This is a genomic window from Faecalibacterium sp., from assembly GCF_052358865.1.
In the GTDB taxonomy this organism is placed as follows: Bacteria; Bacillota; Clostridia; order Oscillospirales; family Ruminococcaceae; genus Faecalibacterium; species Faecalibacterium butyricigenerans.
Map to the genome: position 1 here is coordinate 22,118 of NZ_DAWCVJ010000011.1, position 24,892 is coordinate 47,009.

Consider the following 24,892-nt stretch of genomic DNA (forward strand, 5'->3'; position numbering starts at 1 on the left):
GGATACTCCTTTGACTCAAGATGCAAAAAAGGCCGGATAAGAGACACACAGCACGATGCAGACCCTCTTCTGCTGTGCGGCTACGGCTGCACAGCCTCCGGGCGAACACTCGCTGCGGCATCTTATCCGGCCTTTCAATTACGTTGAAACAGCCCTCCGATGAGCGAAAAACAGTATATCAAAGTTTGTTTTTGCTGTCAAGCGTCACATTCCGGGCCGCCAGCCGGTGCAGTAGCGGGCATAATCCCGGTCGGCCTGCTTGACGTAGAGCACAAGCTCCTCGCCGCCGTCCTTTCGGGTGCGCTGACGCACCTTGGTGGGCAGGTTCTGGCGGTGGAGCAGCTCCATCTCGTCCCGCAGCTCTTCTTCGTTGTCAAAGGTGTCCAGCTCCGTCCAGTGGGTGGCAAAGAGCCAGAATTTTACAAGATGTTCGTTCAAGGTTCGGCCTCCTGTCGGCTGTCAGATGGGTTCAGACGGTAAAAGGGCGCGATGGCGTTCACGTCGCCGTGGCGCACGATGGAATAGGTGATGTCGCAGTAGGGCTGGATGGCGGTGCTCTTCTCGACGGTGGAGATGAGCAGCACCTGCAGCTGCATCCGGCGGAACAGCTCCATCATGGGGCGGATGCGGTCGCTGGTCATCTTGCTGAAGGCCTCGTCCAGCAGTACCAGACGGATGCTGTTCTCGCTCTTCTGATAGATCTGGAGCAGCGACGCGCAGATGGCCACATAGAAGGGGGCCTGATTCTCGCCGCCGGAGGAATCCCGGCTGACCCGGGAAAGGGAGGCCTGCTGGCCCGAGACGGTGTTGGTCACTTTGATGTCGTAGTCGAGATAGGTGCGGTAGTCCACATAATCGGAGAGGGCCACGCCCTCGGGGCGGCGTCCCTCCTGACGGGCGCGGGTGTTCTCGTCCACATCGGCCATGATCTTTTCCATCAGCTCGTCCACCTGACGCTCATAGACGGGGTCGGCGGTGGCGGCGAGGTTGTCCAGCGAGTCGCCGTCGGTCATCTGCTGGTTGCCCTTGTCCACGATGACCTGATAGAACGCGGCCAGCTGGGGGTCACGGCTGGGGCCAAGCTCGAAGCGGTAGACCTCTTCGCCGTAGGTCAGCTGTTCCATCACCTTGTTCAGCTCCCGGAACTGCCGCCGCGCGTTGAAGATGTCGTCCTTCATCCGGAAGAGGATGTCCTTGCGGAAGCGGTCCTTGCAGTCCCGCTGGGCCTGCTCGAGGCGGGCGGCGTACCGCTCAAGGTCGATGCGCACGAGGCTCTCGTGCTGGGCGCGGTACTGCTCGATGCCCGCAAGGCCCAGCGGATAGTCGCAGACATAGCGGGTGTTGTATTCTTTCTGGGCAGGCTCCAGCGTGCCGGTGAGGTAGACGGCCAGCGCATCGTCCAGCCGGGCCTGCGCCTTTTCGGCGGACTGGGCCGCAGCGTGGGCCCCCTTCTCTTTGCTGAGGGCGGCGAAGCGCTCCCGGGCCAGCGGCTCGAGGAGCGGGTACTGGCCGAAGAACCGGTCCGCAGCCTCCTTCGCCAGCCGGGCGGTCTCCCCGGCTTTGGCCTGTTCGGCCTCGCAGGAGGCCAGCTGCTTTTCGCAGACCCGGATGTCGCCGCCTGCCGTCTCCACGGCGGCGCGGGCGGCGTCCCATGCGGCTTCCCGGGCCTCGTCCTCCCGGTAGAGCTGCTGCAGCATCGGGTTCTCCCGGCACTCGACCAGCTTCTGCTCCTGTGCGGCGCAGTCGGCCCGGGCCGCTTCCTGCGCGGCACGGGCGTCCCACAGTGCGGCCAGCTCGTCCATGACGCTGCTGTGCAGCACATCCTGATAGCTGTCCCGGGCGGCTTTGAGGGCGGCGGTGGACTGGGCCGCTTCCTTGCTGCGGGCAGACAGCGCATCCAGCGCCTTGGCCAGCGCCTCGGCCCGGGCGCGGCGTGCATCGAGGCCGATGTACCGCTGGGGTGTGCGGAGACGCTCGAGACGGAACGGATGATGGCGCAGCAGGTCGCGGGTGGCGCTGTCGGGATAGTTTTCCAGCGTGTCGGGGGTGTCGCAGCAGACGATGCGCCGCAGGATGGTGTCGGCATACTGCGCCGCCAGCGGGTTTTCGCTCCGGACCTGCGCAGCAAGGCTGTCGGCGGGGGCAGAGTCGGCTTTCCGGTTGGCGGTGCGGATGCTGGGGGTGTCCAGCAGGCTGATGGGGCCGACCTTGTCCCGCAGGGCCACGAAGGCGCTCTTGGCGGCGGCATAGTGGGCCGGCGGCACGAGGATGTCGAACCGGCGGTCGCCGAGGCAGGCTTCCACGCAGTCCTGCCAGCTCTCGTCCTCGACGCTCAACAGCTCGCAGAAGATCTTTGCGTCCGGCGTCATGCCCCGGCTCTGGAGCTCGGCGTTCACGGCGTCCCGCACCTTGGTGGCGGCGTCGCCGTGGGGGTAGACCCACCGGCCGCCCGAGACGGAGGCCAGCTCAGCCTGCTTCGCCTGCACCTCGGCGGTGAGGGCGTCGGCAGTCTGCCGCGCGGCGAAATACTGCTCTTCCAGCGGCTTTTCCAGTCCGGCAAGGGCGGCTTGGAGCTGGGGCAGGGTCTCGGCGGTCAGGGAGGCGGGCCAGAGCGTTTTTTCCACGGGGAAGCCGCTCCGGTGGAGGCTCTGCAAGAGGGTCTGCACCTTTCCGGCGGCGGCTTCGCTCTTGGCGGCGGCGCGGCTGGCCTTGTCCACTGCGGTCTTCTTGCGGGAAAGCTCTTCGCTCAGGGCGTCCAGCGCCCGGCCCTCGCCGCTGGCGGCGGCACTGTGGGCCGTGAGATAGGCCCGGCGGGCTTCGGCTTCGGCGTCCTTGGCGGCGGCATAGCGGGCCGTCAGCTCCTCATGCTGGCGCTTTCCGGCGGCAAGATGCTCCTGCCAGCGGCTCGTCCCGGCGGCAGCTTCTTCGGCCCGGGCCAGCAGGGCGGTGCCCCGGTTGACGAGGGCCTCCGTCTCCTTCTGGGCGGCCTCGCGGCCATAGGTCACGATCTGCTCCAGCGCGGCGGCGCGGGTCTGGGCCTCGGCCAGCACGGCGTGGAGGTTCTCCAGCTCCACGCGGTCGCCCTGCAGGGCCTCTAGGTCCAGCTCGGGCTGGGGCAGGATGTATTGATACAGAAATTCCCGGAAGTTCGGGATCTCGTCCATGCTGGTGCCCATCTGGAACACTTCGTTGAACTTCTTGCCCAGCGGGCTTGCGGCCCGGCCGATGCCCAGCGCCCGACAGATGCGGTCCCGGGCCTCGCCGGGGCTGCGGGTGTAGGAGAGCCGCCCTACGGCAGGCTTGAAGTTCTCCTTGGAGCTGGGCGCACCGGTGCGGGGGTCGATGAAGGGGAGCTGCTCGAGGGTGCAGCCGTCCTCAGAGAGATACCATGTCTGGTCGCCGGGGTGCAGCTCCTGCATGGGGCCTTCCGACTCCACCCGGACGGCGATGACGAAGGGGGTGCGCTTGGCACTGTCCCAGAACTCCGCGCCGATGTAGGCAACGGTGCGGCCCGGGCGGCGGTAGGCGTTCTCGCCGCGCTGTTTGGCGTGGACCGAGCCTTGGAGGGTGCGTCCGCTCTTTTTATTGCCCAGCGCATTGAAGCTGCGGTTGGTGGTCAGGCAGTAGCGGATGGCGTCGAGGATAGTGGTCTTGCCCACGGCATTGACGCCGATCATATAGGTCAGGCGGGCGCAGTCGAAGGTCACGTTCTCGAAGTTGTGCCAGTTGATGAGCTTCAGGCGCTTTAATTCGATCATTCTTCCACCTCCACGGCAGCTGCGCCGTCCTCCGGCCGCTCATAAAGCGAAAGCTCGCTGCGGGTGCGGCCTGCCTCAGCGGCAGCGTCTGCGAGGTCGGCGTCCGGCAGAGCAAGCAATACAGTGGGAAATACTTCGATGCGGCTGTCCAGACCGGAGAGCCGCCCCACGGGCCGGGCCAGATTGTACCGGCGCAGGGTGCGCAGCAGCCGCTCGAGGGTGGGCTGGTCGAGGCGGCGGGGGAGGTTCATCTTCTGAAGCTCGGCCTGCACCTCCTCGACGGTCACAAGCACCTGATCGGCGCTGGCGGAAAGGCTCTCCCGCTTCTGGAGATAGAGCAGGCGCAGCACCAGCAGCAGGATGCTCTCGTATTTCAGGAGCCGGGCCTGACTGCCCTCGTGCTCGTTGACGAGGGCGGCCGCCTGCAGCGGGGCGGGGTAGAGCACCACGGCATAGCCCAGCGGCGCGAACACGGCCCGCACCTCGCTGAGGTGGTCTTGGACGTAGAGATATTTTGCGCGCTGGTCTTCCACGCCGCCCAGCACAAAGCAGTGGTTGAGCAGATAATTTGCGCATTCTTCCAGCATTTTATTCGTTTCGGTCATCTTCGGCCTCCTCCTTGCGGGGTGTCAGGATAAATTCTTCGAACCGGAAGCCGCCCCGCTGGGTCCACTCGCCGGTGAGCCGGATGTCATAGCAGCGCCGGGGCGACTGGGAGTAGGTGTGCAGCCCGATGATGCGTGCAAAGTCGCCGGGGTACTCGTCGGCGAGGGTGGAGGCTGCGACCCGGGGCCGCGCGGCCAGCGCCTGTCGGGCGAGGATGTCCACATTCTCCTCGGTGACGGCCATCCGGGCGTAGTCGAGAAGAAGCTTCTGCTCCCGGCGCAGCTGCGCTTCGTCCAGCTGCCCGGCCTGCACCGGGGCCAGCGGCGTGTCGGTGCGGGGCGCAGCGGGCGGGTAGAGGGGCTTTTCGCCGAAGACCTGCACCGGCCAGAGATGGAGCCGCCCGGCCAGCGGGCCGTCGTCCGGCTCGAAGAGCTGGTCCGGCGTTTTGATCTCCTCGGCGTACCGACGCAGCAGGGCGGTGACGCTGCCCTGCGCCGAACGGTCGCTCAGCAGCAGGAACTGCGCCCGCTGGACGGCCCGCTTGCGGTAGCGGACATGGCTGGCGTCGATCTCCCGGATGAGGGTGCTCATCTCTTCCAGTGCATCCCGCTGCTTCTGGATGAGGGCGCGGACGGCGGGGGCTGCCTCGCCGGGGGCGCAGCGCTCTACCCGGGCGTAGTCCAGCGCCAGCTGGGGCAGGTAGTTGGCCTCGCAGTTGTCCAGCCCTTCTTCGAGGAAGGCGCGGTAGTTGAAGAGGTTGTCGCTGGTCTTAAAGCGGTGGTAGGCCGCAGCCACCACCTTCTCCTCGTACTGGTCGAACAGCTCCAGCACCTCCTGCGGGGTGCGGTTGCGGGTGAGGCGGTCGATGTAGTGGCCGATGGAGGCGTTGAGGGCGCGGAGAGAGCGGTTCAGCGCCTCAAGGTCGCCTGCCACCTCCCGCAGCACGTTTTCGTAGGGGCTTTTCTCTTCGCCCACATTCTGCAGCAGCTGCCACGCCTTGTAGAGCTTGCCGGTATAGGTGACGACCCGGGGGTTGAGGATCTCTTCCAGCGCCTCGAGAAGGGGCGTCACCTCGGGCACGAAGGCCAGCGCAGGCTCTTCCTCGTAGCTGCCGGGCTGTTCGGTCAGCCAGCCGGTGCGCCGCAGCCGGAGCAGAAAGCCCAGCGCCAGCGTGTGGGGGTCGCGGGTAGGCTGCTCGGCCTCATCGCCCGCGTCATCCGCGTCCAGCGCCAGAGGCTTTGCCAGCGCGGCGAAATAGTCCTCGGCCCGGGACACGGCCTCGGCCCGCAGGATGCTGTAATCTGCCGTGTGGCGGCACTCCTCCCACAGCAGGAGCAGCAGCTCCGCATAAAATGCCCGGTTCGGCCCCGCCAGCGGGCGGAACAGCCGCGGGCTGACCAGTTCAAACAACTGCATCCGTATGCCCCTTTCGCTCTGTAAAGTTCGACTTCTATCGCAAGGCTAGAAATTAGCGCAACCGTAACAGCATATCTGCGATATGCAAACCAATGTTGTTGCCGTTGCATTAAAAAATTGGTTTGCTATATTGTACCACAGTTGACAGGGATTTGCACCCCGGCGGCAAATAAAAACACAGGCCGGCAAAGCGGTATAAAACCCCTTTGCCGGCCCGTGCGGCGCTCCCTTATTCCCAAGCCGAGCGGCAGAGCCGCGGAAAGGCTTGACAATGATTGACTCGATGATAGCACAACCTTGGTGCTCTGTCAACCGGAACGTGAAAAAAAGTAAGATGTGCGGAAGGATTTCTCCAATCTTTTCCTGAAATTACACACATTTTCCACGAATTTGTGATAGCCTTATTTTTAGAAGAACTCCCCGACAATGTACTCGTTCGTAATACAAGGCGGAACTACTCCTGATAGATGCACAACAGCCCCCCGGAATGCAGGACTCCGGGGGGCTTCGTGTTTATAAGAGGCGTTTACCAGCAGCCGCGCACCCGGAAATCCCGCTCCCATGGGTCGGGGGCGAGGTCGCGCTGGCGGAGCGAGGTGATCTGGATATAGTCGCTGCGCTGGATGAGGGCGAACAGCTTGAGGAAGAGGGCCGGGTCGCCCTGCACCTCCAGCGTGACCGAGCCGTCGTCCTCGTTCTCCACCCAGCCGGTGAGGCCAAGGCTCTGGGCGGCGTACCGGGCGCGGTAGCGGAAGCCCACGCCCTGCACCTGCCCTTCGATGGAGTACCGCCGCCGGACGGTGCTCTCGGGCAGGGCGGGGGGCTTGCGGTCCTTTTCATTCAGAAAATCGAACATAAGCGGTTTACAGCTCCTGATATGCGCTCATCAGAGCGGGGATGAACTGCTTTTTGCGGCTGACGACGCCGGGCAGCGTCCAGCTGCCGTCCTCTTCCGGCTCCTTCTCGAAGCCGCTGCGCAGCATCTCGTCGGCATGACGGCCGGTGCAGATGACGACGCTCTCCTCCTTGGGCACGTCGGTCAGCAGCATATAGAGGTCTTCCACGTTCTGCTTGCCGCAGGCCTCGGGCAGATAGGGGGTGAGCAGCTGCTGGGCAGCTTTGAGGTTCTTGCGGGTCATATAGCTGCCCTGCGCCACGCCGAAGCGGACGTCGCCGCACATGAACACCTTGAAGTCCTGCAGGAAGACCTCCTCGGCGGTCTTGCCGTCCAGTTTCTCGCCGGCCTCGAACATCTCAGAGGCAAAGGCGTCGATCTCGACGCCTGCGATCTTGGCGAGGCGGTTGGCGGCGGAGACGTCGACGGGGGTGCAGGTGGGGCTGCGGAAGACCAGCGTATCGGAGAGGATGGCCGCCAGCAGCAGACCGGCGATCTGGGGCCGGATCTCGACGCCGTTTTCGTCGTACATCTGGGTGATGATGGTGGCGGTGCAGCCCACGGGCTGGTTGCGGAAGTAGACCGGGCCGCTGGTCTCGAGGCTGCCGATGCGGTGATGGTCGATGATTTCGAGGATCTCGGCCTGATCGAAGCCCTCGACGGCCTGCGTGGCCTCGTTGTGGTCCACGAGGATGATGCGGCGCTTGCGCAGCGCGATGATGTTGCGGCGGCTGACCATGCCGCAGTACTTGCCTTCCTCGTCGAGGATGGGGAAGTAGCGGTGGCGCACCTTGGCCATCACGCGGGTGACGTCGGCCACCGGCGTGACGAGGGTGAACTTTACGATGTCGTTGCGGGTCATATAGTAGGAGATGGGGGCGCACTGGCTCACGAGCTTGCCGGCGGCGTAGGTGTCGCAGGGGGCGGTCATGATGGCCACGCCCGTCTCCTCGGCGATGCGCTGGATGGTGCGGCCCACCTTGGCCCCGTTGCAGATGATGAGAAGGGAGGCCTCCTTCTCGATGGCGCAGAGCTGGCTCTCGTAGCGGTTGGTCAGGATGACGATGTCGCCCTTTTCGACGCTGTTTTCCAGCATCTCGGGGGTGGCGGTGCCGATCTTGATGTGTCCGGTGGTGCAGACGGCGCTCTCGTCGCCCACCACCATGGTTCCGCCAAGGGTGTCGAGGATGTTCTTATAGGTGGTCTTGCTCTTGGCGAGGACACCGGTATCGAAGATGTCCATGTTGGCCGTGGCGATGTCTTTCACGGTGATGACGCCCTCCAGCTCGTTGTCGGCGCTGGTGATGGGCAGGGTGTCGATCTGCTGGTCGCGCATGATCTGCCACGCCTTGCGCAGGCTGGTGGAGCCGGGGATGCCGGGCATCTCGCGGTAGTCTACGTCACGGATCTTGGGGTTGACGTCGGTGCACATCCGGGGCGGCTGGACGCCGAACCGTTTGAGCACAAATTCGGTCTCCTGATTCATCCGTCCGGCCCGGCGGGCCTCACAGACGAGGGAGCTTGTCTTATTTTTCAGCTCTGCGTAAGCGATGGCAGAGCAGATGGAGTCGGTGTCCGGGTTGCGATGCCCGATGACCACGACCTTATGGGCTGTCTTTGGCATGGATTCCTTCCCCCTTTATGGGTCTTGTCCTTCTTATCTGTCGTGCCGGAGCGTCGGCCCGATTTCTCTGCGCCCCTGCACGGCGCAGAAAAGGGCGGCACTCTGGCAGCTTTCATTGTAACACAAGATAGAAGGGGGGTAAAGTGGTGCAGAAGAGCGGAAATCTTAAAATTTTGAGAGATTCTTGTATACATCTCCTTGCCTTTTCGGAGAGGACGCTGTATCATAGGAATATGTCTGTCTACTTTTAAGAAAAGCCCCCTCGGGGGCAGCGCGGAGGAACGAATGACCAGCACAAAATTCGAGTCGAAGCCTTTGTTTACCCGCCAGCAGCTGACGGCGCTGCTGCTGCCGCTTATCGCGGAGCAGGCCCTGAGCGTCACCATCGGTCTGGCCGATACCCTCATGGTGTCGTCGGTAGGCGAGGCGGCGGTGTCGGGCGTGAGCCTTGTGGACACCTTCAACACCCTGATGATCCAGATCATGACGGCGCTGGCCACCGGCGGCGCGGTGGTCGCCAGCCAGTACATCGGCCACCGGGAGGAGAAGAACGCCCGGGCCGCGGCCGCACAGATCCTGTTCATCATGTCCAGCTTCAGTGTTCTGGTGGCGGCGGTGGTCGTGGTGGGCCGCCACGCCATCCTGCGGGGCATCTTCGGCGCCATCGACGCCGACGTCATGCGGTACGCCGAGACGTATTTCCTGCTGTCGGCCCTGAGCTACCCCTTCATCGGTCTGTACAATGCGGGCGCGGCCCTCTTCCGGGCGCAGGGCAACAGCAAGATCAGCATGATGTCCAGCCTCGTGATGAATGTGGTCAACATCGGCGGCAACGCCATCCTCATCTTCGGCTTTGGGATGGGGGTCATGGGCGCAGCACTGGCCAGCCTCATTTCCCGCGCGGTGGCCTGCTGCGCCGTCCTCTTCCTGCTCCAGAAGCCGGATTGTATGCTCCGCATCACCGGTCTGTCGGCCCTCCGGCCGGACGGCGGGCTGATCCGGCGCATCCTGCGGGTGGGCATCCCGGCGGGCATCGAGAATGGGATGTTCCAGATCGGCAAGCTGTCGGTGGCCAGCCTCACCAGCACCCTCGGCACCGCCGCCATCGCCGCCAACGCCGTGGCCAACACCACCAGCACCTTCCTGAATATCCCGGCCAACGCCGTCAGCATGGCGGTGCTCACGGTGGTGGGCCAGTGCCTCGGCGCGGGCGAGAAGGAGCAGGCGGTCTGGTATGCCCGCCGCCTGCTTCTGGTGGCCTACTGCGGCGCGTGGGTCATGAACCTGTCGGGCTTCTTCTTTGCTGACCGCTGGGCGCTGTCGTGGTTCAACCTCTCGCCGGAGGCTTCGGCCATGGCCCTTGAGGTCATGATGTGGTTCAACATCGTCTCCCTCTTCTTCTGGCCCTCCAGCTTCACCCTGCCCAACATCCTCCGCTCCGCCGGCGACGCCAGCTTTACCATGGCGGTGAGCATCGTGTCCATGTGGGTCTTCCGGGTGGGCTTCTGCTACCTGTGGGTGCTGCGGATGGGCGGCGGGCTGCTCAGCATCTGGATGGGAATGTATCTCGACTGGGTGTTCCGCTCCCTCTGCTTTGCGGTGCGCTTTGTCCGGGGAAGATGGCTTGAAAAAACGGTCATCTGAAACTGCCTCTTGCTTTTTTCTGCTCAGAGTGGCAGAATGAGGAAAAAGAAAGAAGGGAATCTCCTATGCTGTTTCATCCTGCACAACTGGGCCTTGCCCATCTGGACAAGGCAACGCTGGAAGCCGATAAGAAAGCCTGCAAAAAGATCGGCCCCTGCGGCGTGGGCAAAAAAGCCCTCTATCTCAATAGCTTCTACATCGACCGCCGGTATTATCTGCCCTACGGCAGCATCAGCCGGGTGTTCAAGCGGGTCGCCATGAGTGAGGGCGGTTTCTCCGGCAAGGGGATGTTCGCCTCGATGGCTTACCTCGTGGTGGAGTACGACGGCGGCAAGCAGAAGCAGTGCAACTTCAAGGATGAGCGGGACGTGGACGCCCTGCTGGAAGTTCTGGCGAAGGAACAGCCGAACATCCCCCGTCTGAGCGCTGCCGGTGAGGCCGAGCTTGCCCGTCAGAAGGCGGAGAAAGCTGCCCGCAGGCTGCCCCAGCTCTCGAAAGAGGCCGAGCAGAGCGTGGGCCAGCTCAGGCGTGCGGCGGACTACCTCGCCAAGAAGCCGGAGCTGGCCAAGGAACTGAGCGCCGCCGAGCGCCGCAAGCGTGCTCAGCTGCAGAGCAAGCCGGTGTATAAGTATGTAGCCCTCATCATCAGCCTTCTCGGTGTGGCGTCTGCGGCCTATGGCATCCAGAGCATCCTCAACCACACCGGGAACTATGGCATCTACTTTGCCCTGTTCGGCTTTGCGGCCATCTTCCTCTTTTCCAGCTACAACATGATGCCCACGGCCCACAACAACCACAAGTCCATCATGGCCCGGGCCGACAAGGCCGAAGCCGCCATGGCCGAGTACATCCGGGCTTACCCCGGCGGCAGCTTCCCGGTGCCGGACATCTACGCCCACCCTGTGGTGCTCAAGCAGATGACCGACGCCATTCAGGAGGGCCGGGCCGTGACCCTGCCCGAGGCCCTCGCGGCGGTAAAGAACCGCCTCAAGGAGGTCAACGCTGACGTTCAGGTGGAGCAGGAGGAGTACGACGAGATCGTCCAGATCAAGGCCATGTTCCTCAACCACGATTATCAGTAAGATCAGGAAATGAAAAATGCCATCGCCCTGAGGCGATGGCATTTTTGTTGTCTGTTAAAGCTCAGCGGCGGGCTGGGAGAAGATCTTCATGCTCTCCTTGTAGGAGTGGGCGAAGTAGAAGATCTCAGCGATGGCCGTCAGCGCCCAGGAGCAGGGGTAGAGCAGGTAGAGCGAGGGGATGGTGTGGAAGTGGGCGAAGATGGTGTAGACCCAGATGACCCGGAACACGCAGGAGCCGAGGACGACGATAACGGTAGGGACCACCGTCTTGCCAAGGCCGCGGGAGGCGGCGATGGTGCAGTCCATAAAGGCCGAGATGCAATAGGCAAAGCCCATGACGCCCACACGCTTCATACCGGCGTCAATAACGGCGCTCTCGGTGGTGAAGAGGGCAAGGAATTCCTGCCCGAAGAGGAAGAGGGCACCACCCAGCACGAGGCCGACGCCGAAGGAGTAGACGAGGCTGATGAAGTAGCTCTTCTTCACCCGGTCGGGCTTGCCTGCGCCGTAGTTCTGGCTCATGAAGCTGGCACAGGCCATGTAGAAGGCGGCCATGGCGTCGTAGATCAGGTTGTCGGCATTGGCGGCGGCAGAGTTGCCCTTGACCATAAGGGAGTCGAAGGAGTTGACACCGGCCTGAATGAAGAGGTTGGCGATGGCAAAAATGGCGTTCTGAAGCCCGGCCGGGATGCCCAGCGCAAGGATGCGCTGGGTAGTGGCAGGGTCGAGAGCAGCTTTGTGGAAGTCGAGGGCGTAGCAGTCCTTCACGCGGGTCAGCGCCCGCAGGACGAGGAAGGCCGAGACGCACTGGGAGATAGCGCTGGCCAGCGCCACGCCTGCCACGTCCAGACGGCAGACGATGACGAAGAAGAGATTGAGCAGGATGTTCAGCACGCCCGCGATGCAGAGGTAATAGAGGGGTTTCTTCGTCTCACCGATGGCGCTGAAGATGGCGTTGCCGAAATTATAGAGGGCCAGCGCCGGCATACCGAGGAAGTAGACCCGCAGGTAGAGCACTGCACCGGGGTAGAGGTCCTCTTTGGTGTTGAGCAGGTGGAGCAAGGCCGGTGAACCCAGCAGGCCGACGAGCAGGAGCAGGATGCCCGCCGCAAGACTGACCAGCAGGGCCGAGTGGACGGTCTTTTCCACATCGCTGGCATGGCGTGCGCCGTAGAACCGGGCCACCAGCACGTTGATGCCGTTGCTCAGGCCGATGAGAAAGCCAGTGAACAGGGTGACGAAGATGCTGGTGGAACCCACCGAACCGAGGGCGGTAGAGCCTGCGAAGCGGCCCACCACGGCCACGTCCGACATGTTGAAGAGGACCTGCAGCAGGTTGGACAGGACCAGCGGCAGGCTGACCAGAAGGATCTGCTTGGCCAGAGGGCCTTCGGTCAGTGACTTTGTGGATGAACTCATGTTTTTTTCCTTTTTCTTATCCCGAAGCGGTGCCCGCGCACACCGGGGCACAAGCTCTATTATAAAGGAGTTTTACTTTTTTGCAATATGATTCTTGACTTCTGAAAATGAGTTCTCCCGGCAGACGCTCCGACAGGCTGGAAATTGTATCTGCAATAAAGAAAGACCCGTACACAATGTGTACGGGCCTTTCTTGGTGCAGTAAAGCAATCCAAATCCGAACCATTTTCCTTTGATGCGGCTTGGGCCGCTTCCTCAAACGTGATGGTCTGTGTACCTTCTTTATAGTTAAAGGTTATCAAAACCTTATCATCGTACAGATAAATCGAATTGATGAACGTATCCACCAACGCTTGCCTCTGGTCTTTCAGGCTCATGTCCAGTTTACGGAAGCGCATCAGCCAGAAACGGATAAATTCCTCTTTGATTTTTGGCTTTGCCAGCTTTTCTTCCGCAATGCGGGCTTCAAGCTCACGCTTGGTTTCTTCGAGCTGTTCCAACCGTTCCTTGGTGGAACTGGTGAGGATTCCGGCTTGAATTGCGTTGAGCATATTCTGGATACCCGATTCTGCATCCCGGAGCTGTTTCTCATAGAGAGGAAGGTTGGTGTTCTCTCGGTCTTGCAGCTCCATGACCTTGGCGATAATGGATTCCATGGCGGCATCGTCCCGGACAAGCTGCATGGTCTGGTTCACCACCAGATCTTCCAGCCACTGTTTGCGGACAGTTTTCTTCTTGCAGCCCTTCTTCTTTTTGGCCGTGGCACATTTATAGTAGCGGTGGACTTCTCCCGTCCGGCTTGTGCCGCTTTCGCCAAACATCAGCGCACCGCAGCAACCACAGTGCAGCTTGGTTGTCAGCAGGTAATCGTCCTCTGCCTTTCTTCGGGCAGGGGCTTTCTTGTTTTTGGCAATCTTTTCCTGCACATCATCGAACAGTTCCAGCGGCACGATGGGCGGAATCGCATCCGGCACGACCACATCCCGGAATTTCAGTTCTCCGATATAACGCCGGTTTTTGAGCATGTGCTCCACGCTGTTGTAAGTAAATTCGCCTCCGACCGGGTTCTTGATGCCGTTTTCATTCAGCCAGTCCCGAATCTCTTTCATCGTGAGGCCATCCCGATACTTCGTGAACGATTCCAGCACGAAAGGGGAGGCAAGCGGGTCGATGTGAAATTTCCGCTCGGAATCCAGCGTATATCCAAACGTTCCACGACCACCGTTGCAGCGGCCTTTCAGGATGTTCTCTGTCTGTCCACGGACAACCTTTTCGGCAAGGTCGGCAGAGTAGTATTCTGCATAGCCCTCCAGAACCGATTCCAGAATGATACCCTCTGGCCCCTCGGAGATGATCTCCGTAGCCGACATGAGCTTGACACCGTTCTTCTTCAGCTGGGTCTTATACCGGGCACTGTCGTAGCGATTCCGGGCAAAGCGGTCAAGTTTCCAGACCAGAACAATATCAAACAGCTTCTTGTCGCTGTCCTTTATCATCTGTTGGAATTGAGGGCGATTATCCGTCTTGGCAGAGATGGCGCGGTCAATGTAGTGCTTGACGATAGTGATGTCATTCTTTTCGGCATAGGCCGTGCATTCACGAATCTGGCCTTCGATGGATTCTTCGCGCTGGTTATCACTAGAATAGCGGGCGTAGATCACAGCGGTCATGGCAAGCACCTCTCTTTACACGTCATTGAACGGTGGAGCGTTCTTTCAAAGCACTGTTTCGTATAATGTATATACCATGTTTTGATGGAGAAATCAAGACTTTTTATTATCTTCAGTTTTTCTTTTTGAACAATTGACCCAACAGCCACCCCTCTCGTTGAAATGAGGTGACTGTTGGGCCGACTTGCTCGGATTCCTTTATTCTTCGTTTAGCTGGACGATGGTATTATAAAAGATTTTGTTTGGAATAACGACTTGAAGAACACCTTTTTTCAAAAGTGCTTCTATGCGTTTCATGACATACCAGTCACTTACCGGAGCAGAAATCGCTTTTAATACGTCTGCGGTAAGTTCACCAACCGAAATAGGAATTCTCGATACTAAACTAATAATTCTCTGGTCGAAATAATCTATGTTAACGCTTTTAACATCGTTCGCATGCCAAATACGCATGGAGGTGTTTTCGTTTAATAGCTTTCCCCATCTTTTGGCATACTCAGTAATAGTTTCTTCCGTCAAATACTTTTGTGAGATCTTATCGGTTTTCCCTTCCATAAATTCTTTCAGACCTTCTCTGGATGCAAGCAAAATTCTATTTGTTCAATATTTTGATGCATAGTAACAAATATAATAAATGCCGCACCAACAATCGGCAGAACTCCTGACCCAAACACGCAGTGGCTTATGATTTATCATATCACATTGAACCGCATTCGCTGTACCATGATATTTCGACCACAGTTGTCTAGCTTCAATTTGGCTGTCAGGATAATATTCTGAAAGGCAATTCACGAATTGTTTGCAACGATATTCTGAATCGCAAGCATATTGAAGTTCTCCCATTGATAACATAAACGGAAACAACTTTACACTTTCGACGATGCCTAAAGCTGCTAACATATTGACATCACTGGGTTCAAAAACAATTTCATCCATAGCTGGTCAAAATCATAATTTCGGGATGGTAACTTGTGTAGTTGCACTCCAATAGATTGGTTTGCTTGAGCCAACCACTCCAAAATAACACCCAACGCTGCAATCAAGATAAGTTCCAACATCATAGAAGTCATATGTATAGGTTGTATTATATATACTTTGTTCTGGAACTAGTGCTGTCGTTGAAAATGGGCAGCTTCGTTCGATGTTATCGGAATAGCTCGTGTAGTAATCCGTTCCTGAAACATTTTTTATTAAATCCGGGCCAATACCGACGGTAGTTCCACTCATATAAAAGCCCAATCCATTGGCCTTTGTATAAAGAACTCTCCATGTTACCTTACACTGCTTTGGGTGATTACTTTGCTTTCCTTCATTGAATAGCTAGAACAACAGCTACTATCAAGAACAAAGTTGAAAGCCCAAGCTGAACCCATGCAATTTTTTCGTTTTCGGCATTGTTACAGCCTTTGGAGGATACTGCCACTTGGATATAATGCACTGCTACGATTCCATATGAGAAAAACAAAGAAGCCCAAGCATAAGGTACTGCGCTTTTATCTGTCAATCGGACAAGATTACTAGTCCATACTGAAATGCAGCCCCAAAGGGCAAAAGGAGCAATAAGAAAAAAGTTGCTTTTGCCTTTTTTCATTCTTAGCCTCCCACAGCTTGATGGTACGATTTTGTAGTATCCATAAGGTGTCCACCGGAATCATACGAATACAAAATATCATGATAGCAATGGGTATAGTAGCTATTATCATATGCGAAATGGACTTCATACAGCGATTGATTTATAACAACTTTCGATGGAGAAGTAGCTAGAACCACACTAACCAAAAAGGATCCAACCGTAACAGCAGTGCTTCCCGGCAAGTGCAACCCAGTAATTAAAAGGCTTGCTGCAGTTTCAACTCCACCAATCTCAATTTGCGCAATCGCCGTATTGTCAATTGTATAGCTGAGATTTGATACAAATATATGCTTATACTGTGATCCTGTAACATCACTTCCAACAGTGGCTCCCCTTGTTTGAGGCATAGATTTTGAAGTTGCTAATTTCAAAAAGACATCATAGCTTTGATTGGTCAATTTGCTTTTTTTCGTTTTTTGGGCTTTCGTATAGACAAGTTCACCTGTACCATCTTCTTTAACGCTCCGGTTCAAGGTAACATTTTGTCCATCAATATCAGTAAAGCGAGTTACTTCAATGATCGTATTTTTATCTATTTTGTAGGACACTTGCACAGTTCTTGCAACAGTAGCCACCAAATTTTCACGGTCGCTTTTAGAAATAATTTTTGTTTTACTGATTGCACTGTCTGCAAAAGCCGTTGTCATTGGCAAATTTTGTAAAGCGGCTACTGTTATGCCTAAACATAAAGTTTTCAAGAATTCTCTTCGAGATACATCTTTCATATTCTATCGCCGTAAGTTTTTTGATGAATTTTCTTGTACTCATGATCACATTTTCCTTTCCTTATTTTGATTTGATTGCTTTTACGACTAAATAAATGACCAGTATGCCGATGCAGAGCGAAATAATTGTCAATGCCTCTGCCGTTGCATTAAGGCAAGCACCAATAAAATAAACCAATACCAAAAATGCAACAAAAGCGATAAGAAGCAGCACCCATTTGTTTTTTTTCATGTTATCACCTCCCTATCTACAAAAGTTGGCATTAAATTTTTGTTGAACCAAAGGAATTGTTGAGAATACAATCAATACCCATTTGGAGAGATAGTAGCAAACTACATGACGTGTATACGGAAGCACATTAAAAATGGCAAGCAGGAAATCTATTGACGAAAGAACAGATGCGACCATCTTGTAACTTGACCGCTTCTTTTCACTTAAAGGCTTATTCTTTGCTTCGATAGGTGAGAGAAAGATAGAGATGCCCAAAAGAGCTACTGTTGTCAGGATACGGAAAAGGTGATTTGCTGCGATTGCCTTACTTAGCAAAATGCAGATAAGTGCCAGTCCGGAGAATGCCAAATAGCATCTGGTGTGCGATGTTGCATGGTATCCGCCAATGTAGATTCGCTGTGGGATAAACCCAATCAAAAATGAAAGTGCGTACCGCACATCACCACACACAACAGCGATTAAAACAACAAGCAGAACGCTCACAACAGATGATATGAGCAACTCGTACCCATAGACATACGCATCCGCCTTTGCTTCATCTATCACTTTTTGCTCGCAGAAAAGACGGACTGATTTTTGAGACAGCGTGCGTTCCCACATTGCAGTTGCGCCACCTTATCTTCTGATTTTTGCTTCACTGTATCATAAATTTCAGCAAAATCAAGAGGTTTGGCAAAACTGGTCGTTCTGGTGACAAAAGTGGTAGGTCAGGCTACTTGTAAGGAGCCTTTGCACAGTCTATAATAGTAGCAGGACATTATTTTGTGGAGGTTGTCGAAATGCTGAAGTACCACGTTGCAGTCTGCGATGATGAGAAATCAGACCTTGATGGCATTGTTCAAAGCGTCCAGCAGTACGATGTGCAAGGCTGCTTTGACATTGAAACTTACATGGATGGAAACGAACTTCTGAGCGAATTGCAAATGCAGAAGAAATCCTTTGATCTGCTTCTTCTCGATATCGAGATGCCATCCAACGGTTTTCAGCTGGCGCAGTCTTTGATTCAGATGGAGAAGCATCCTTTGGTGGTATTTGTCACGAAGCGGCATGAGTACGCTGTGCAGGGATATGGCATTGCATTCCGCTACCTTGTCAAACCTTTGGATCAGACGCTGTTCGCTGCGGCAATGGATGCCGTCCTTCAGGAACTGAACTCCAAACATTTCACGATCGAATACGATGGTGTTACCATGTCCTTGGAAACATCGGACATTTACTTTCTGGAAAGCCACGGACATAAAGTTCTGATTCACTGCAAGGAGCAAGACCTTACATTGCGAATGAGCATTCCTGAAGCCTTGGAGCAGCTTCCCAAACGGTGCTTTGTGTCACCACACAAAAGTTATCTCGTCAACATGGAACACATTGTTTACGCTACGGGAACCGCTGTTTTTCTTTCCAGCGGACATCAGCTGCCGATCAGCAGGAGGAAGCGTCAGGAGTTCAATCAGATCTTCAACGCTTATTTGGGAAGATGATGCTTTATTATTTCGTTGAGTTTGCAGGGAGCTTTGCCAACATTGCCCTGTTGCTGCTTTTTATCGGTCGGCTGTTTCCCAAAAAGGAGCCCGTCTCAAGGTGGTTCTATGCCTATGTTGCACTCTTGATTGCTGGGCAGTGTGCTTTGAGTTTATTCCCGGATTGGGTGACGCAGCGCACGATCTATCTTTTAGTTGGCGGATTTTTCCTTGCATTGCTGTTCTATGAGGTTCGACCGTGGCAGGCGGTTTTTGCAAGCGGAGCTTTCTTCACACTGATTGCTTTGGTGGAAGTGCTTGCAATGCTTCTGATTGGGCTGCGTATCCCGGATACCGACATTCTAATGCAGGCTGGGGCAGCACGGTTGGTCTATGTTGTTTTTTCAAACCTGATTCAAATTCCACTCGTAGTCCTGATCTCACATTTTTTCAGCCGAAAAGGAAATGCTCTGCGTATCCTATGGCTGCTGCCGATCATTGCGATTCAAATCGCAAGTATTGCTGTCTGTTATGTGGCACAGTATCATGCTGCGGATGAGTATTTCCCGGATTATATGGTCGGTCTTATGGCGGTGCTTCTCCTTATAAACATCCTGATCGTGTTCTATGTGGAAGCTCTCCGGGAAAATGAACTGGAAAAATTCAAAGTTAAGTTCAACGAACAGCAGTACAATCTTCAAATGGAATACTACCAGCAGCTCAAAGAACGCCAGGAAGAAGTCCGTTCTCTGCGGCATGATGTGAAGAAATACATCCTGGCGATGCAGGCAGTTGCAGAACACGGTGATACCGAAGAACTTCACAAGATTGCGCAGGCTGCCACGGATGTTTTCGAGCGTTCCACAAATATTTCTGCGGTCGGAAATCCTGTTGTTGATGCTCTTTTGAATTATTACTTACGAATTGCGGAAAGGAATAACATCAACGTCAAACTGGATGTGACGATTCCTGAAGTCCTGACGATCTCATCGTTGTCTTTGAGCATCATTATCGGAAACACATTTGACAATGCCATCGAAGCCTGTTGCGACCTGCCAGCGGAACAGAGAATCATTCATCTACAGCTGCGCAAGCAGTATCGAAGCCTCTTCTATCGGCTGGAAAACCCATACAGTGATACTTCTCGCGGAATCCGCATCGGAGAGTATCACGGTTACGGACTAAAAAATATAAATCGTATCGTTCAGGAGAACCATGGTGACTTCTATACGAAAAAGAAAGACGGTGTGTTTACCGTCCAAGTCCGCCTGAACTGCGAAAATTAAAACATTCTCCTAAAACATTGCTTTGCTTTTGCTTGTACTTTGTGTGTTTCATTCATCTGATGTATTCATTATCCTGAAGTGTTGACACACATCAATACTTATGTTATCATTCCCAACAAATCCACAGCGATTTCTGTAAAGAAACGATTCTGTGCGGTTTTATTTCCTGCGAAGATTTACCGCCCCGCAACACACCCGATCATTTTGCCGTCTGTTTCACCCGACAAAATCCTTCGCCTGTACTGCGTGGGCGGTATTTTCTTTTTGGGGAAGCCGTACCTTGAGAATTTCATGAGCCGTCCGAGCGTGATACCGGCTTTTCGGCCAACGCCGCTGCAAAACAGGGGCAGGAACTTCGTTCGGAGCAAACGGCGATCAACATACACGAGCAGCGGAACTCTCTACTTATTTTTGCGTCTTAACAATTCGGAAACAACTTTCGGAAATGCGTTTTGAGCGCAGCGGTGGAGAGCAAGAACCGTCCCGTGGCCACAAATTTTCAATTCTTGAAAATGTTGTGCTCCACCGGGACTTCACATCTGCAACTCTTGCGAGTTTTGATGTGATCTTGTTGGGGCGTACCTGCCCCAAACCCTGCTCATATTCGCACCTTGCGGTGCGAAAGAACGGCGTGTCGTGCTTACATAGCTCCACCGAGGAGCTAGCGAAACGACAGGAGGTTCAATGAACAAAACGAATGTCAAAACGAAACCCAGCACGACCCACCGCCACGACACGCCGAACAACAAAACGCACATCATCAAGTTCCGTGTGACGGAAACTGAAAAGATGGAACTCCAATGCACAGCAAAACTCCTTCATCTCTCCCTGTCCACCCTCATCCGCCGTGCGCTGCACAATGCGAAGATCGAGCGCACCGTTGTCGTTGCCGGCGGCGGAGAAGAAACCCTGACTGCCGTTTCCACTCTGCTTGCCCAGTGCAGCAGGGTGGGCGGCAACCTGAACCAACTCGCACGACACTTCAACTCCGGCGGAGCAGACACCGAACAGCTCCGGGCGAAACTTCTGGACGAACTTGCAGACCTGACTGCCTTCCGGCTCAACGCCGAGAAAGTTCTGGGTAAACTGTATGGCAACGCTGAAGCATATCGCCTCTAAAAATTCGGACTACTCTGCCGCTGAGACCTATCTGGTTTACCAGCACGATGAATTTTCCGGCAAGAAAATTCTGGATGAACAGAGCAGACCCAAGCTGCGGGAATCGTACATTCTGGACACCCTTGAATGCGGCGAAGCCTCGTTTGCAATGGCCTGCCTGCTGGCAAACCGGAAGTACGACAAGAACAACCACCCGGATGACATCAAGAGTCACCAGTATATCATCAGCTTCGACCCACGGGATGCAGCCGAAAATGGGCTGACGATGGAAAAGGCACAGGCCCTCGGCCTGAACTTCTGCAAAGAGAACTTTCCCGGTCATCCTGCTATCGTCTGCACCCACCCGGACGGACACAACCATTCGGGAAATATCCATGTCCACATCGTGATCGGCAGCGTCCGGACACGAGAAGTGGAGCGCAAGCCCTATATGCAAAAGCCCCGTGACTGGCGTGAGGGCATGAAGCATTCCAGCACAGCCCAGACCATGCGGCACCTGCGTGTCGCAGTCATGGAAATGTGTCAGGATGCCAAGCTGTACCAGATCGACCTGCTCAGCTCGAAAAAGCGTGTGAGCGAGCGTGAATACTGGATGAAACGGCGCAGTCAAATGAAACTCGACCGTGAAAACGCTGCCCTGCTTGCCGCCGGACAGCAGCCTACACAAACGGAGTTTGAAACCGCAAAGGAGACTTTGCGGAAACAGATCTCGGATGTGCTGGACAATGCAGCGAGCTTTGAAGATTTCTCGGACAGGCTCTTGCAGCAGTACGGCATCACGGTCAAGAAAAGCCGTGGGCGGCTCAGCTACCTGCCAGCCGGAAGAAAGAAGTTTATCCGGGCGCACAGCCTCGGTGACAAGTTTGAGAAAGAACTCGTGCTTGCCACCTTGAAAGAAAATGCCAAGAGCCAGCCCATTATCCTCCACAGCAATCTTGAGGAAAAACCCGACCGAATCAAGAAGCTGGTGGACATTCAGGCAAAACTGAAGCAGGGCAAGGGCATCGGCTATGAGCGTTGGGCGAAGAAGCACAACCTCAAAGCCATGGCGCAGACCTTGATTCTTTTGCAGGAGAAAGGTCTGCTCAACGAGGACGCACTCGACCAGAGAATTGCAGAGCTTGACACCAAGTTCCATGAATCGCTGGCCGTAGTGAAAGACCTCGAAACCCGCATGGCAAACAACCAAACACTGCGCCGTTATGCTGCTTCCTACAAGCAGTACCGACCGCTCGCGCAGAAACGGAACGCTGCCAAATCCCCCGCAACCTTTGAAGAACAGCATCGTGCAGAGCTGACAGCATACCGGACAGCAGCAGCCTATCTCAAGGCAAACAACATCACTAAACTGCCAAGTCCGAACAAGCTGGAAGCGGAATACTGCGCTCTTGCTTCCGAAAAGGCCCAGTTCTATGAGCAGTACAAGGAAGCCAAGATCGAACTGCTCAAGCTGAAAGATGCAAAACAGAATGTTGCCCTGTTCTTCCGGGAGGACGAACGGACGCAACATCACGAGAGATAAGGAGTTGTGCGTATGATCAATCTGAAAATCGACCCGGAGTTCCAGAATCAGATCCCGCCGCTGACGGACGATGAGTACAAGCAGCTTGAAGAAAACATCCTCAAGGAAGGCAAGCTGCTCTCTCCTTTGATCGTCTGGAACAACACCCTCGTTGACGGCCACAATCGTTATGCAATTCTCCAGAAGCACCCGGAGATTTGCTTTTCCACCATGCCGCTCCGATTTGAAAGCAGAGAAGAAGTCCTCGCATGGATCTGCAAGAATCAGTTGGGGCGGCGCAACCTCACCCCGGAGCAGAAGCTGTTCCTCATCGGGAAGCAATATGAAGCGGAAAAATCCTCTCATGGCGAAGCCCGCAAAGAATCGCATGATGAAAATGGCCGATTTCACCGGAGTTCTCAAACTGATAACTCCGGTGAAGCCATGAAAACCTGCGAACGAATCGCAGAGGAAAATGGTGTAAGCAAGGCAACTGTACTTCGCGCATCGAAGTACATGAAAGGTGTTGAAATTGCTGAATCCCTGATTCCCGGTATGCGGGAGAAGATTCTGAACAAACAGGTAAAAGTCAGCAAGGCTGATATGCACCGCCTTGCACGAGCCAACTATGATGCCCGCGCACAGACCTTGCAGGAAATCCTGCACCCGGAACTGAAAGTTGAACCGAAACCGGATGCCGATGGCATCATCCGGGAACCGGGAAAGGCACCTGTATTGCCGTTTCAGAAAATCGAATCGGTTTACGACAGCGATGCTTACCCGGAAGAAGTGCGGCATGATTATGTCGCACTGGAACACGTTACAACACGTTTCCGCACAGAGTTTGACTATCTTCTGAGAACTATGCCAGACACAGCACAGCGAGAAGTCATTCTCGAAATCATCCACAAGCACAAGGAGTACCTTGCTTCGCTGGAATCTGCGCTCGCAGAGGATGAGCAGACAGCATAACAACAGGCACATTGTATGCTGTCAACAGAAATCCAAAGGAGTGTGCGTTTGAACAAAAAGAAAAAGTCCACAAATATTTCCCCTTACCCCGATGAAGCCATCGAACGACTGGCACGGGCATTCTATCCGGCGATCCTTGCCTGCTGGAACAGCGAGGAAGGTCAACGGGAATTTGCTGCATGGCAGGCGGAACAGGCTCATATCGCAACCAAAGAAAAACAGGAAGTTCCCGTCGGGGAACTCCCTGCCTTACTTATCGTGTGTGGATTTTTGCAGGGTGCGTCCGGCAGGGCGCACCCTGTTTTTGCGTTCAGTCCTCTAATCCGTGACTTCCAGCCGCATTTCTCAGATACTCCTCTGGCTCACCGTTCAAAATTAGCTCTGCATACGCCAGCGGGTCATTGTAGATGAGGTAGTCCAGTTCAGACCTCTGCGCCATGGTAACATCCAGTGCATCCTCGACACCGGTGCAGTTGATGGAAATTTTGCGCCCATCCCGGAGCAGCAGCTCCACACAGCCGGTGCCCATGTTAAACTGACAGGCTCTTGCATCGTACTTCATAATCTTGCGTCCCTTCTGCCTTACGGCACTCTTACTGTTGTGACCTTCGTGATACGGTCTTTCTTCTGATAAGGTTTTGGACACACAGCCGTAAGGGAAGAGCCATTGTTCTCGTTTCCGAAGAAAACAAAAAATCCGAGCCCTTCTCCTATCGAGAAAAGGTTCGGATTTTCATGGTTTGGTGCGACCGGGAGGATTCGAACCTCTGGCCTTCCGGGTCGGAGCCGAACGCTCTATCCAGCTGAGCTACGATCGCACGATATGCACTGGTGAACCAGTACAATATAGTATAGCACAGCCTCGCAAAAAATGCAAATAAAACTTCAGCGGCGGTTCCGCAGCCAGATGCGGTACAAGCCGTCGGTGATAAGAGTCTCCCGGTAGAGGATGGGAGTGCGGCAGGCCTCCCGGATGGTCCGGGGCAGATTGCCGGTGGCGTAGAATTTTGTTTCGGGGCCGAGTTCGGCACAGAAACGGCTGGCCAGCCCGTCCAGCATCCCGGCAGTGCCCAGTACAAAGCCGTTTTGCAGACAGGCGGCGGTGTTTTTGCCCAGCACAGAGGCGGGCGCGGGGGCAGAGAGGTCGATCTGGGGAAGCTGAGCGGTGTTCTGCACCAGTGCGGCCAGCGAGAGTTGCGGCCCGGGCAGGATGACGCCGCCCACAAGCTCCTGCCTCCCGTTGACGGCCATCAGGGAGATGGCCGTGTCGGCTGAGATGACCACCAGCGGGCCGGAGCCTTCCGCCAGCGCAGCCACTGCGCCGCAGAGCAGCTCTGCTCCCAACTGGGCGGGATTGTCCAGCCGGAGGCGGATGCCGCTCTTGAGTCCCGGCCCGACGGTCAGGATGCGCACCGGGCAGAGCATCTGCAATGCTGCCAGCACCCGTCCGGTCAGCGCAGGCACTACGCTGCCCAGAATGCCGCCCTCGATCTGCTCAGGTGCGGCCCTGTGGAGCGAAAGCAGATTGACCAGCCGCAGTGCGTATTCATCGACGGTGGCGGCGGGGTCTGTGTGGAGCCGTCCGCAGAATTTCAGGTCGTCGTGCTCGTAGCCGCCAATGGTGATGTGGGTGTTGCCGAGATTGACGGTAAGGATCATGGTTGGGGCCTCCCTGCTTGCATATAATGTATATATAATATATAGCACCATAGACTCCCCTTGGCAAGGGGAGACGCTGCGGCCGTGGCCGCAGCGGAGGGGTTGGGGGCCTGCCGGGAGATGATTTTTGAAGAGAAAAGAAAAAACTTGAAAAAAGAAGCAAAAAAGTGTTGACATCCGGGCGGTGATGTGGT

General features: G+C 55.8%; 23 protein-coding genes and 1 tRNA gene. 7 read left to right on the forward strand and 17 right to left on the reverse strand.

Features of this window, described 5'->3' with window-relative positions; all coding sequences use genetic code 11:
- Positions 1-204 precede the first annotated feature (204 nt).
- From ACT8X9_RS03465 to ACT8X9_RS03490, 6 genes are all read right to left on the reverse strand, one after another.
- Positions 205-438 (reverse strand): hypothetical protein, encoded by a 234-nt coding sequence (locus ACT8X9_RS03465; RefSeq protein WP_158389154.1) that lies wholly within the window; start codon positions 436-438, stop codon positions 205-207.
- Positions 435-3,758, reverse strand: a complete 3,324-nt coding sequence (locus ACT8X9_RS03470) for an ATP-binding protein (protein ID WP_444268143.1) — start codon at positions 3,756-3,758, stop codon at positions 435-437. Before ACT8X9_RS03470 ends, ACT8X9_RS03465 begins: the two co-directional genes overlap by 4 nt.
- The gene (locus tag ACT8X9_RS03475) at positions 3,755-4,363 is read right to left on the reverse strand and encodes a DUF4194 domain-containing protein (RefSeq protein WP_227621698.1); all 609 of its coding nucleotides are present in this window, start codon (positions 4,361-4,363) and stop codon (positions 3,755-3,757) included. Before ACT8X9_RS03475 ends, ACT8X9_RS03470 begins: the two co-directional genes overlap by 4 nt.
- Positions 4,347-5,780: a Wadjet anti-phage system protein JetA family protein gene (locus tag ACT8X9_RS03480; protein WP_227621697.1), complete on the reverse strand. Its 1,434-nt coding sequence runs from the start codon at positions 5,778-5,780 to the stop codon at positions 4,347-4,349. The genes ACT8X9_RS03475 and ACT8X9_RS03480 overlap by 17 nt, the downstream gene beginning before the upstream one ends.
- Positions 5,781-6,306: 526 nt before the next feature.
- Positions 6,307-6,636, reverse strand: coding sequence for an acylphosphatase (locus ACT8X9_RS03485; protein WP_444268144.1), 330 nt, complete (start codon positions 6,634-6,636; stop codon positions 6,307-6,309).
- A 7-nt stretch (positions 6,637-6,643) separates the two neighbouring features.
- Positions 6,644-8,299 carry a putative manganese-dependent inorganic diphosphatase gene (locus ACT8X9_RS03490; protein ID WP_444268145.1) on the reverse strand — a complete coding sequence of 552 codons (1,656 nt, stop codon included), beginning with the start codon at positions 8,297-8,299 and terminating at the stop codon, positions 6,644-6,646.
- Positions 8,300-8,584: 285 nt separating this feature from the next.
- Here ACT8X9_RS03490 and ACT8X9_RS03495 point away from each other — a divergent pair, with 285 nt between their 5' ends.
- On the forward strand, positions 8,585-9,943 hold the full coding sequence (locus tag ACT8X9_RS03495; RefSeq protein ID WP_412590703.1) for an MATE family efflux transporter: 1,359 nt from the start codon (positions 8,585-8,587) through the stop codon (positions 9,941-9,943).
- Between the two features lie 65 nt (positions 9,944-10,008).
- Positions 10,009-11,025: an ATPase P gene (locus ACT8X9_RS03500; RefSeq protein WP_444268146.1), complete on the forward strand. Its 1,017-nt coding sequence runs from the start codon at positions 10,009-10,011 to the stop codon at positions 11,023-11,025.
- 54 nt (positions 11,026-11,079) lie between these two features.
- Here the strand turns inward: ACT8X9_RS03500 and ACT8X9_RS03505 are convergent, their stop codons facing one another.
- The 8 genes from ACT8X9_RS03505 to ACT8X9_RS03540 form a co-directional block, all read right to left on the reverse strand.
- Entirely contained in the window at positions 11,080-12,444 is a 1,365-nt protein-coding gene (locus ACT8X9_RS03505) for an MATE family efflux transporter (RefSeq protein WP_444268147.1), read from the reverse strand.
- Between the two features lie 59 nt (positions 12,445-12,503).
- Positions 12,504-14,114, reverse strand: coding sequence for a recombinase family protein (locus ACT8X9_RS03510; protein WP_444268148.1), 1,611 nt, complete (start codon positions 14,112-14,114; stop codon positions 12,504-12,506).
- 198 nt (positions 14,115-14,312) lie between these two features.
- Positions 14,313-14,669, reverse strand: coding sequence for a DUF3658 domain-containing protein (locus ACT8X9_RS03515; protein WP_005934530.1), 357 nt, complete (start codon positions 14,667-14,669; stop codon positions 14,313-14,315).
- Positions 14,670-14,714: 45 nt separating this feature from the next.
- The gene (locus ACT8X9_RS03520; protein ID WP_444268149.1) at positions 14,715-15,050 is read right to left on the reverse strand and encodes a DUF1835 domain-containing protein; all 336 of its coding nucleotides are present in this window, start codon (positions 15,048-15,050) and stop codon (positions 14,715-14,717) included.
- A gap of 373 nt (positions 15,051-15,423) precedes the next feature.
- A complete protein-coding gene (locus ACT8X9_RS03525; protein ID WP_005943373.1) occupies positions 15,424-15,705 on the reverse strand; it encodes a hypothetical protein in 282 nt (93 codons plus the stop codon).
- Positions 15,706-15,707: 2 nt separating this feature from the next.
- Positions 15,708-16,472, reverse strand: coding sequence for a hypothetical protein (locus ACT8X9_RS03530; RefSeq protein WP_005934532.1), 765 nt, complete (start codon positions 16,470-16,472; stop codon positions 15,708-15,710).
- A 61-nt stretch (positions 16,473-16,533) separates the two neighbouring features.
- Positions 16,534-16,704: a hypothetical protein gene (locus ACT8X9_RS03535; protein WP_005924488.1), complete on the reverse strand. Its 171-nt coding sequence runs from the start codon at positions 16,702-16,704 to the stop codon at positions 16,534-16,536.
- A 12-nt stretch (positions 16,705-16,716) separates the two neighbouring features.
- The gene (locus ACT8X9_RS03540; protein WP_005924490.1) at positions 16,717-17,304 is read right to left on the reverse strand and encodes an accessory gene regulator B family protein; all 588 of its coding nucleotides are present in this window, start codon (positions 17,302-17,304) and stop codon (positions 16,717-16,719) included.
- Between the two features lie 179 nt (positions 17,305-17,483).
- On the opposite strand from ACT8X9_RS03540, the gene ACT8X9_RS03545 reads away from it, so the two are divergent.
- The 5 genes from ACT8X9_RS03545 (at position 17,484) to ACT8X9_RS03565 (ending at position 23,039) form a co-directional block, all read left to right on the forward strand.
- Positions 17,484-18,182: a LytR/AlgR family response regulator transcription factor gene (locus tag ACT8X9_RS03545; RefSeq protein WP_005924492.1), complete on the forward strand. Its 699-nt coding sequence runs from the start codon at positions 17,484-17,486 to the stop codon at positions 18,180-18,182.
- Positions 18,179-19,447 carry a GHKL domain-containing protein gene (locus tag ACT8X9_RS03550; protein WP_097791218.1) on the forward strand — a complete coding sequence of 423 codons (1,269 nt, stop codon included), beginning with the start codon at positions 18,179-18,181 and terminating at the stop codon, positions 19,445-19,447. The genes ACT8X9_RS03545 and ACT8X9_RS03550 overlap by 4 nt, the downstream gene beginning before the upstream one ends.
- 684 nt (positions 19,448-20,131) lie before the next feature.
- Positions 20,132-20,566 carry a plasmid mobilization protein gene (locus ACT8X9_RS03555; RefSeq protein ID WP_005934538.1) on the forward strand — a complete coding sequence of 145 codons (435 nt, stop codon included), beginning with the start codon at positions 20,132-20,134 and terminating at the stop codon, positions 20,564-20,566.
- Positions 20,538-22,088 carry a relaxase/mobilization nuclease domain-containing protein gene (locus ACT8X9_RS03560; RefSeq protein ID WP_112144086.1) on the forward strand — a complete coding sequence of 517 codons (1,551 nt, stop codon included), beginning with the start codon at positions 20,538-20,540 and terminating at the stop codon, positions 22,086-22,088. Before ACT8X9_RS03555 ends, ACT8X9_RS03560 begins: the two co-directional genes overlap by 29 nt.
- A gap of 12 nt (positions 22,089-22,100) precedes the next feature.
- Positions 22,101-23,039 (forward strand): hypothetical protein, encoded by a 939-nt coding sequence (locus ACT8X9_RS03565; protein WP_005922692.1) that lies wholly within the window; start codon positions 22,101-22,103, stop codon positions 23,037-23,039.
- 310 nt (positions 23,040-23,349) lie between these two features.
- Here ACT8X9_RS03565 and ACT8X9_RS03570 read toward each other — a convergent pair whose 3' ends face one another.
- The 3 genes from ACT8X9_RS03570 to ACT8X9_RS03580 form a co-directional block, all read right to left on the reverse strand.
- Positions 23,350-23,601 carry a DUF6061 family protein gene (locus tag ACT8X9_RS03570; RefSeq protein ID WP_005922694.1) on the reverse strand — a complete coding sequence of 84 codons (252 nt, stop codon included), beginning with the start codon at positions 23,599-23,601 and terminating at the stop codon, positions 23,350-23,352.
- 179 nt (positions 23,602-23,780) lie between these two features.
- Positions 23,781-23,857 (reverse strand) — tRNA-Arg (locus ACT8X9_RS03575).
- Between the two features lie 67 nt (positions 23,858-23,924).
- Entirely contained in the window at positions 23,925-24,698 is a 774-nt protein-coding gene (locus ACT8X9_RS03580; protein WP_444268150.1) for a type III pantothenate kinase, read from the reverse strand.
- Positions 24,699-24,892: the final 194 nt, after the last annotated feature.

Excerpts from the sequence above, each read along its gene's own strand:
- ACT8X9_RS03570 (WP_005922694.1), bottom strand. The coding sequence starts at position 23,601 with ATGAAGTACGATGCAAGAGCCTGTCAGTTTAACATGGGCACCGGCTGT.
- ACT8X9_RS03580 (WP_444268150.1), bottom strand. The coding sequence starts at position 24,698 with ATGATCCTTACCGTCAATCTCGGCAACACCCACATCACCATTGGCGGC.
- ACT8X9_RS03560 (WP_112144086.1), top strand. The coding sequence starts at position 20,538 with ATGGCAACGCTGAAGCATATCGCCTCTAAAAATTCGGACTACTCTGCC.
- ACT8X9_RS03485 (WP_444268144.1), bottom strand. The coding sequence starts at position 6,636 with ATGTTCGATTTTCTGAATGAAAAGGACCGCAAGCCCCCCGCCCTGCCC.
- ACT8X9_RS03480 (WP_227621697.1), bottom strand. The coding sequence starts at position 5,780 with ATGCAGTTGTTTGAACTGGTCAGCCCGCGGCTGTTCCGCCCGCTGGCG.
- ACT8X9_RS03510 (WP_444268148.1), bottom strand. The coding sequence starts at position 14,114 with ATGACCGCTGTGATCTACGCCCGCTATTCTAGTGATAACCAGCGCGAA.
- ACT8X9_RS03495 (WP_412590703.1), top strand. The coding sequence starts at position 8,585 with ATGACCAGCACAAAATTCGAGTCGAAGCCTTTGTTTACCCGCCAGCAG.
- ACT8X9_RS03470 (WP_444268143.1), bottom strand. The coding sequence starts at position 3,758 with ATGATCGAATTAAAGCGCCTGAAGCTCATCAACTGGCACAACTTCGAG.
- ACT8X9_RS03525 (WP_005943373.1), bottom strand. The coding sequence starts at position 15,705 with ATGAAAAAAGGCAAAAGCAACTTTTTTCTTATTGCTCCTTTTGCCCTT.
- ACT8X9_RS03505 (WP_444268147.1), bottom strand. The coding sequence starts at position 12,444 with ATGAGTTCATCCACAAAGTCACTGACCGAAGGCCCTCTGGCCAAGCAG.
- ACT8X9_RS03565 (WP_005922692.1), top strand. The coding sequence starts at position 22,101 with ATGATCAATCTGAAAATCGACCCGGAGTTCCAGAATCAGATCCCGCCG.
- ACT8X9_RS03550 (WP_097791218.1), top strand. The coding sequence starts at position 18,179 with ATGATGCTTTATTATTTCGTTGAGTTTGCAGGGAGCTTTGCCAACATT.
- ACT8X9_RS03520 (WP_444268149.1), bottom strand. The coding sequence starts at position 15,050 with ATGGATGAAATTGTTTTTGAACCCAGTGATGTCAATATGTTAGCAGCT.
- ACT8X9_RS03540 (WP_005924490.1), bottom strand. The coding sequence starts at position 17,304 with ATGTGGGAACGCACGCTGTCTCAAAAATCAGTCCGTCTTTTCTGCGAG.
- ACT8X9_RS03500 (WP_444268146.1), top strand. The coding sequence starts at position 10,009 with ATGCTGTTTCATCCTGCACAACTGGGCCTTGCCCATCTGGACAAGGCA.
- ACT8X9_RS03545 (WP_005924492.1), top strand. The coding sequence starts at position 17,484 with ATGCTGAAGTACCACGTTGCAGTCTGCGATGATGAGAAATCAGACCTT.
- ACT8X9_RS03535 (WP_005924488.1), bottom strand. The coding sequence starts at position 16,704 with ATGAAAAAAAACAAATGGGTGCTGCTTCTTATCGCTTTTGTTGCATTT.
- ACT8X9_RS03475 (WP_227621698.1), bottom strand. The coding sequence starts at position 4,363 with ATGACCGAAACGAATAAAATGCTGGAAGAATGCGCAAATTATCTGCTC.
- ACT8X9_RS03490 (WP_444268145.1), bottom strand. The coding sequence starts at position 8,299 with ATGCCAAAGACAGCCCATAAGGTCGTGGTCATCGGGCATCGCAACCCG.
- ACT8X9_RS03530 (WP_005934532.1), bottom strand. The coding sequence starts at position 16,472 with ATGAAAGATGTATCTCGAAGAGAATTCTTGAAAACTTTATGTTTAGGC.
- ACT8X9_RS03555 (WP_005934538.1), top strand. The coding sequence starts at position 20,132 with ATGAACAAAACGAATGTCAAAACGAAACCCAGCACGACCCACCGCCAC.
- ACT8X9_RS03515 (WP_005934530.1), bottom strand. The coding sequence starts at position 14,669 with ATGGAAGGGAAAACCGATAAGATCTCACAAAAGTATTTGACGGAAGAA.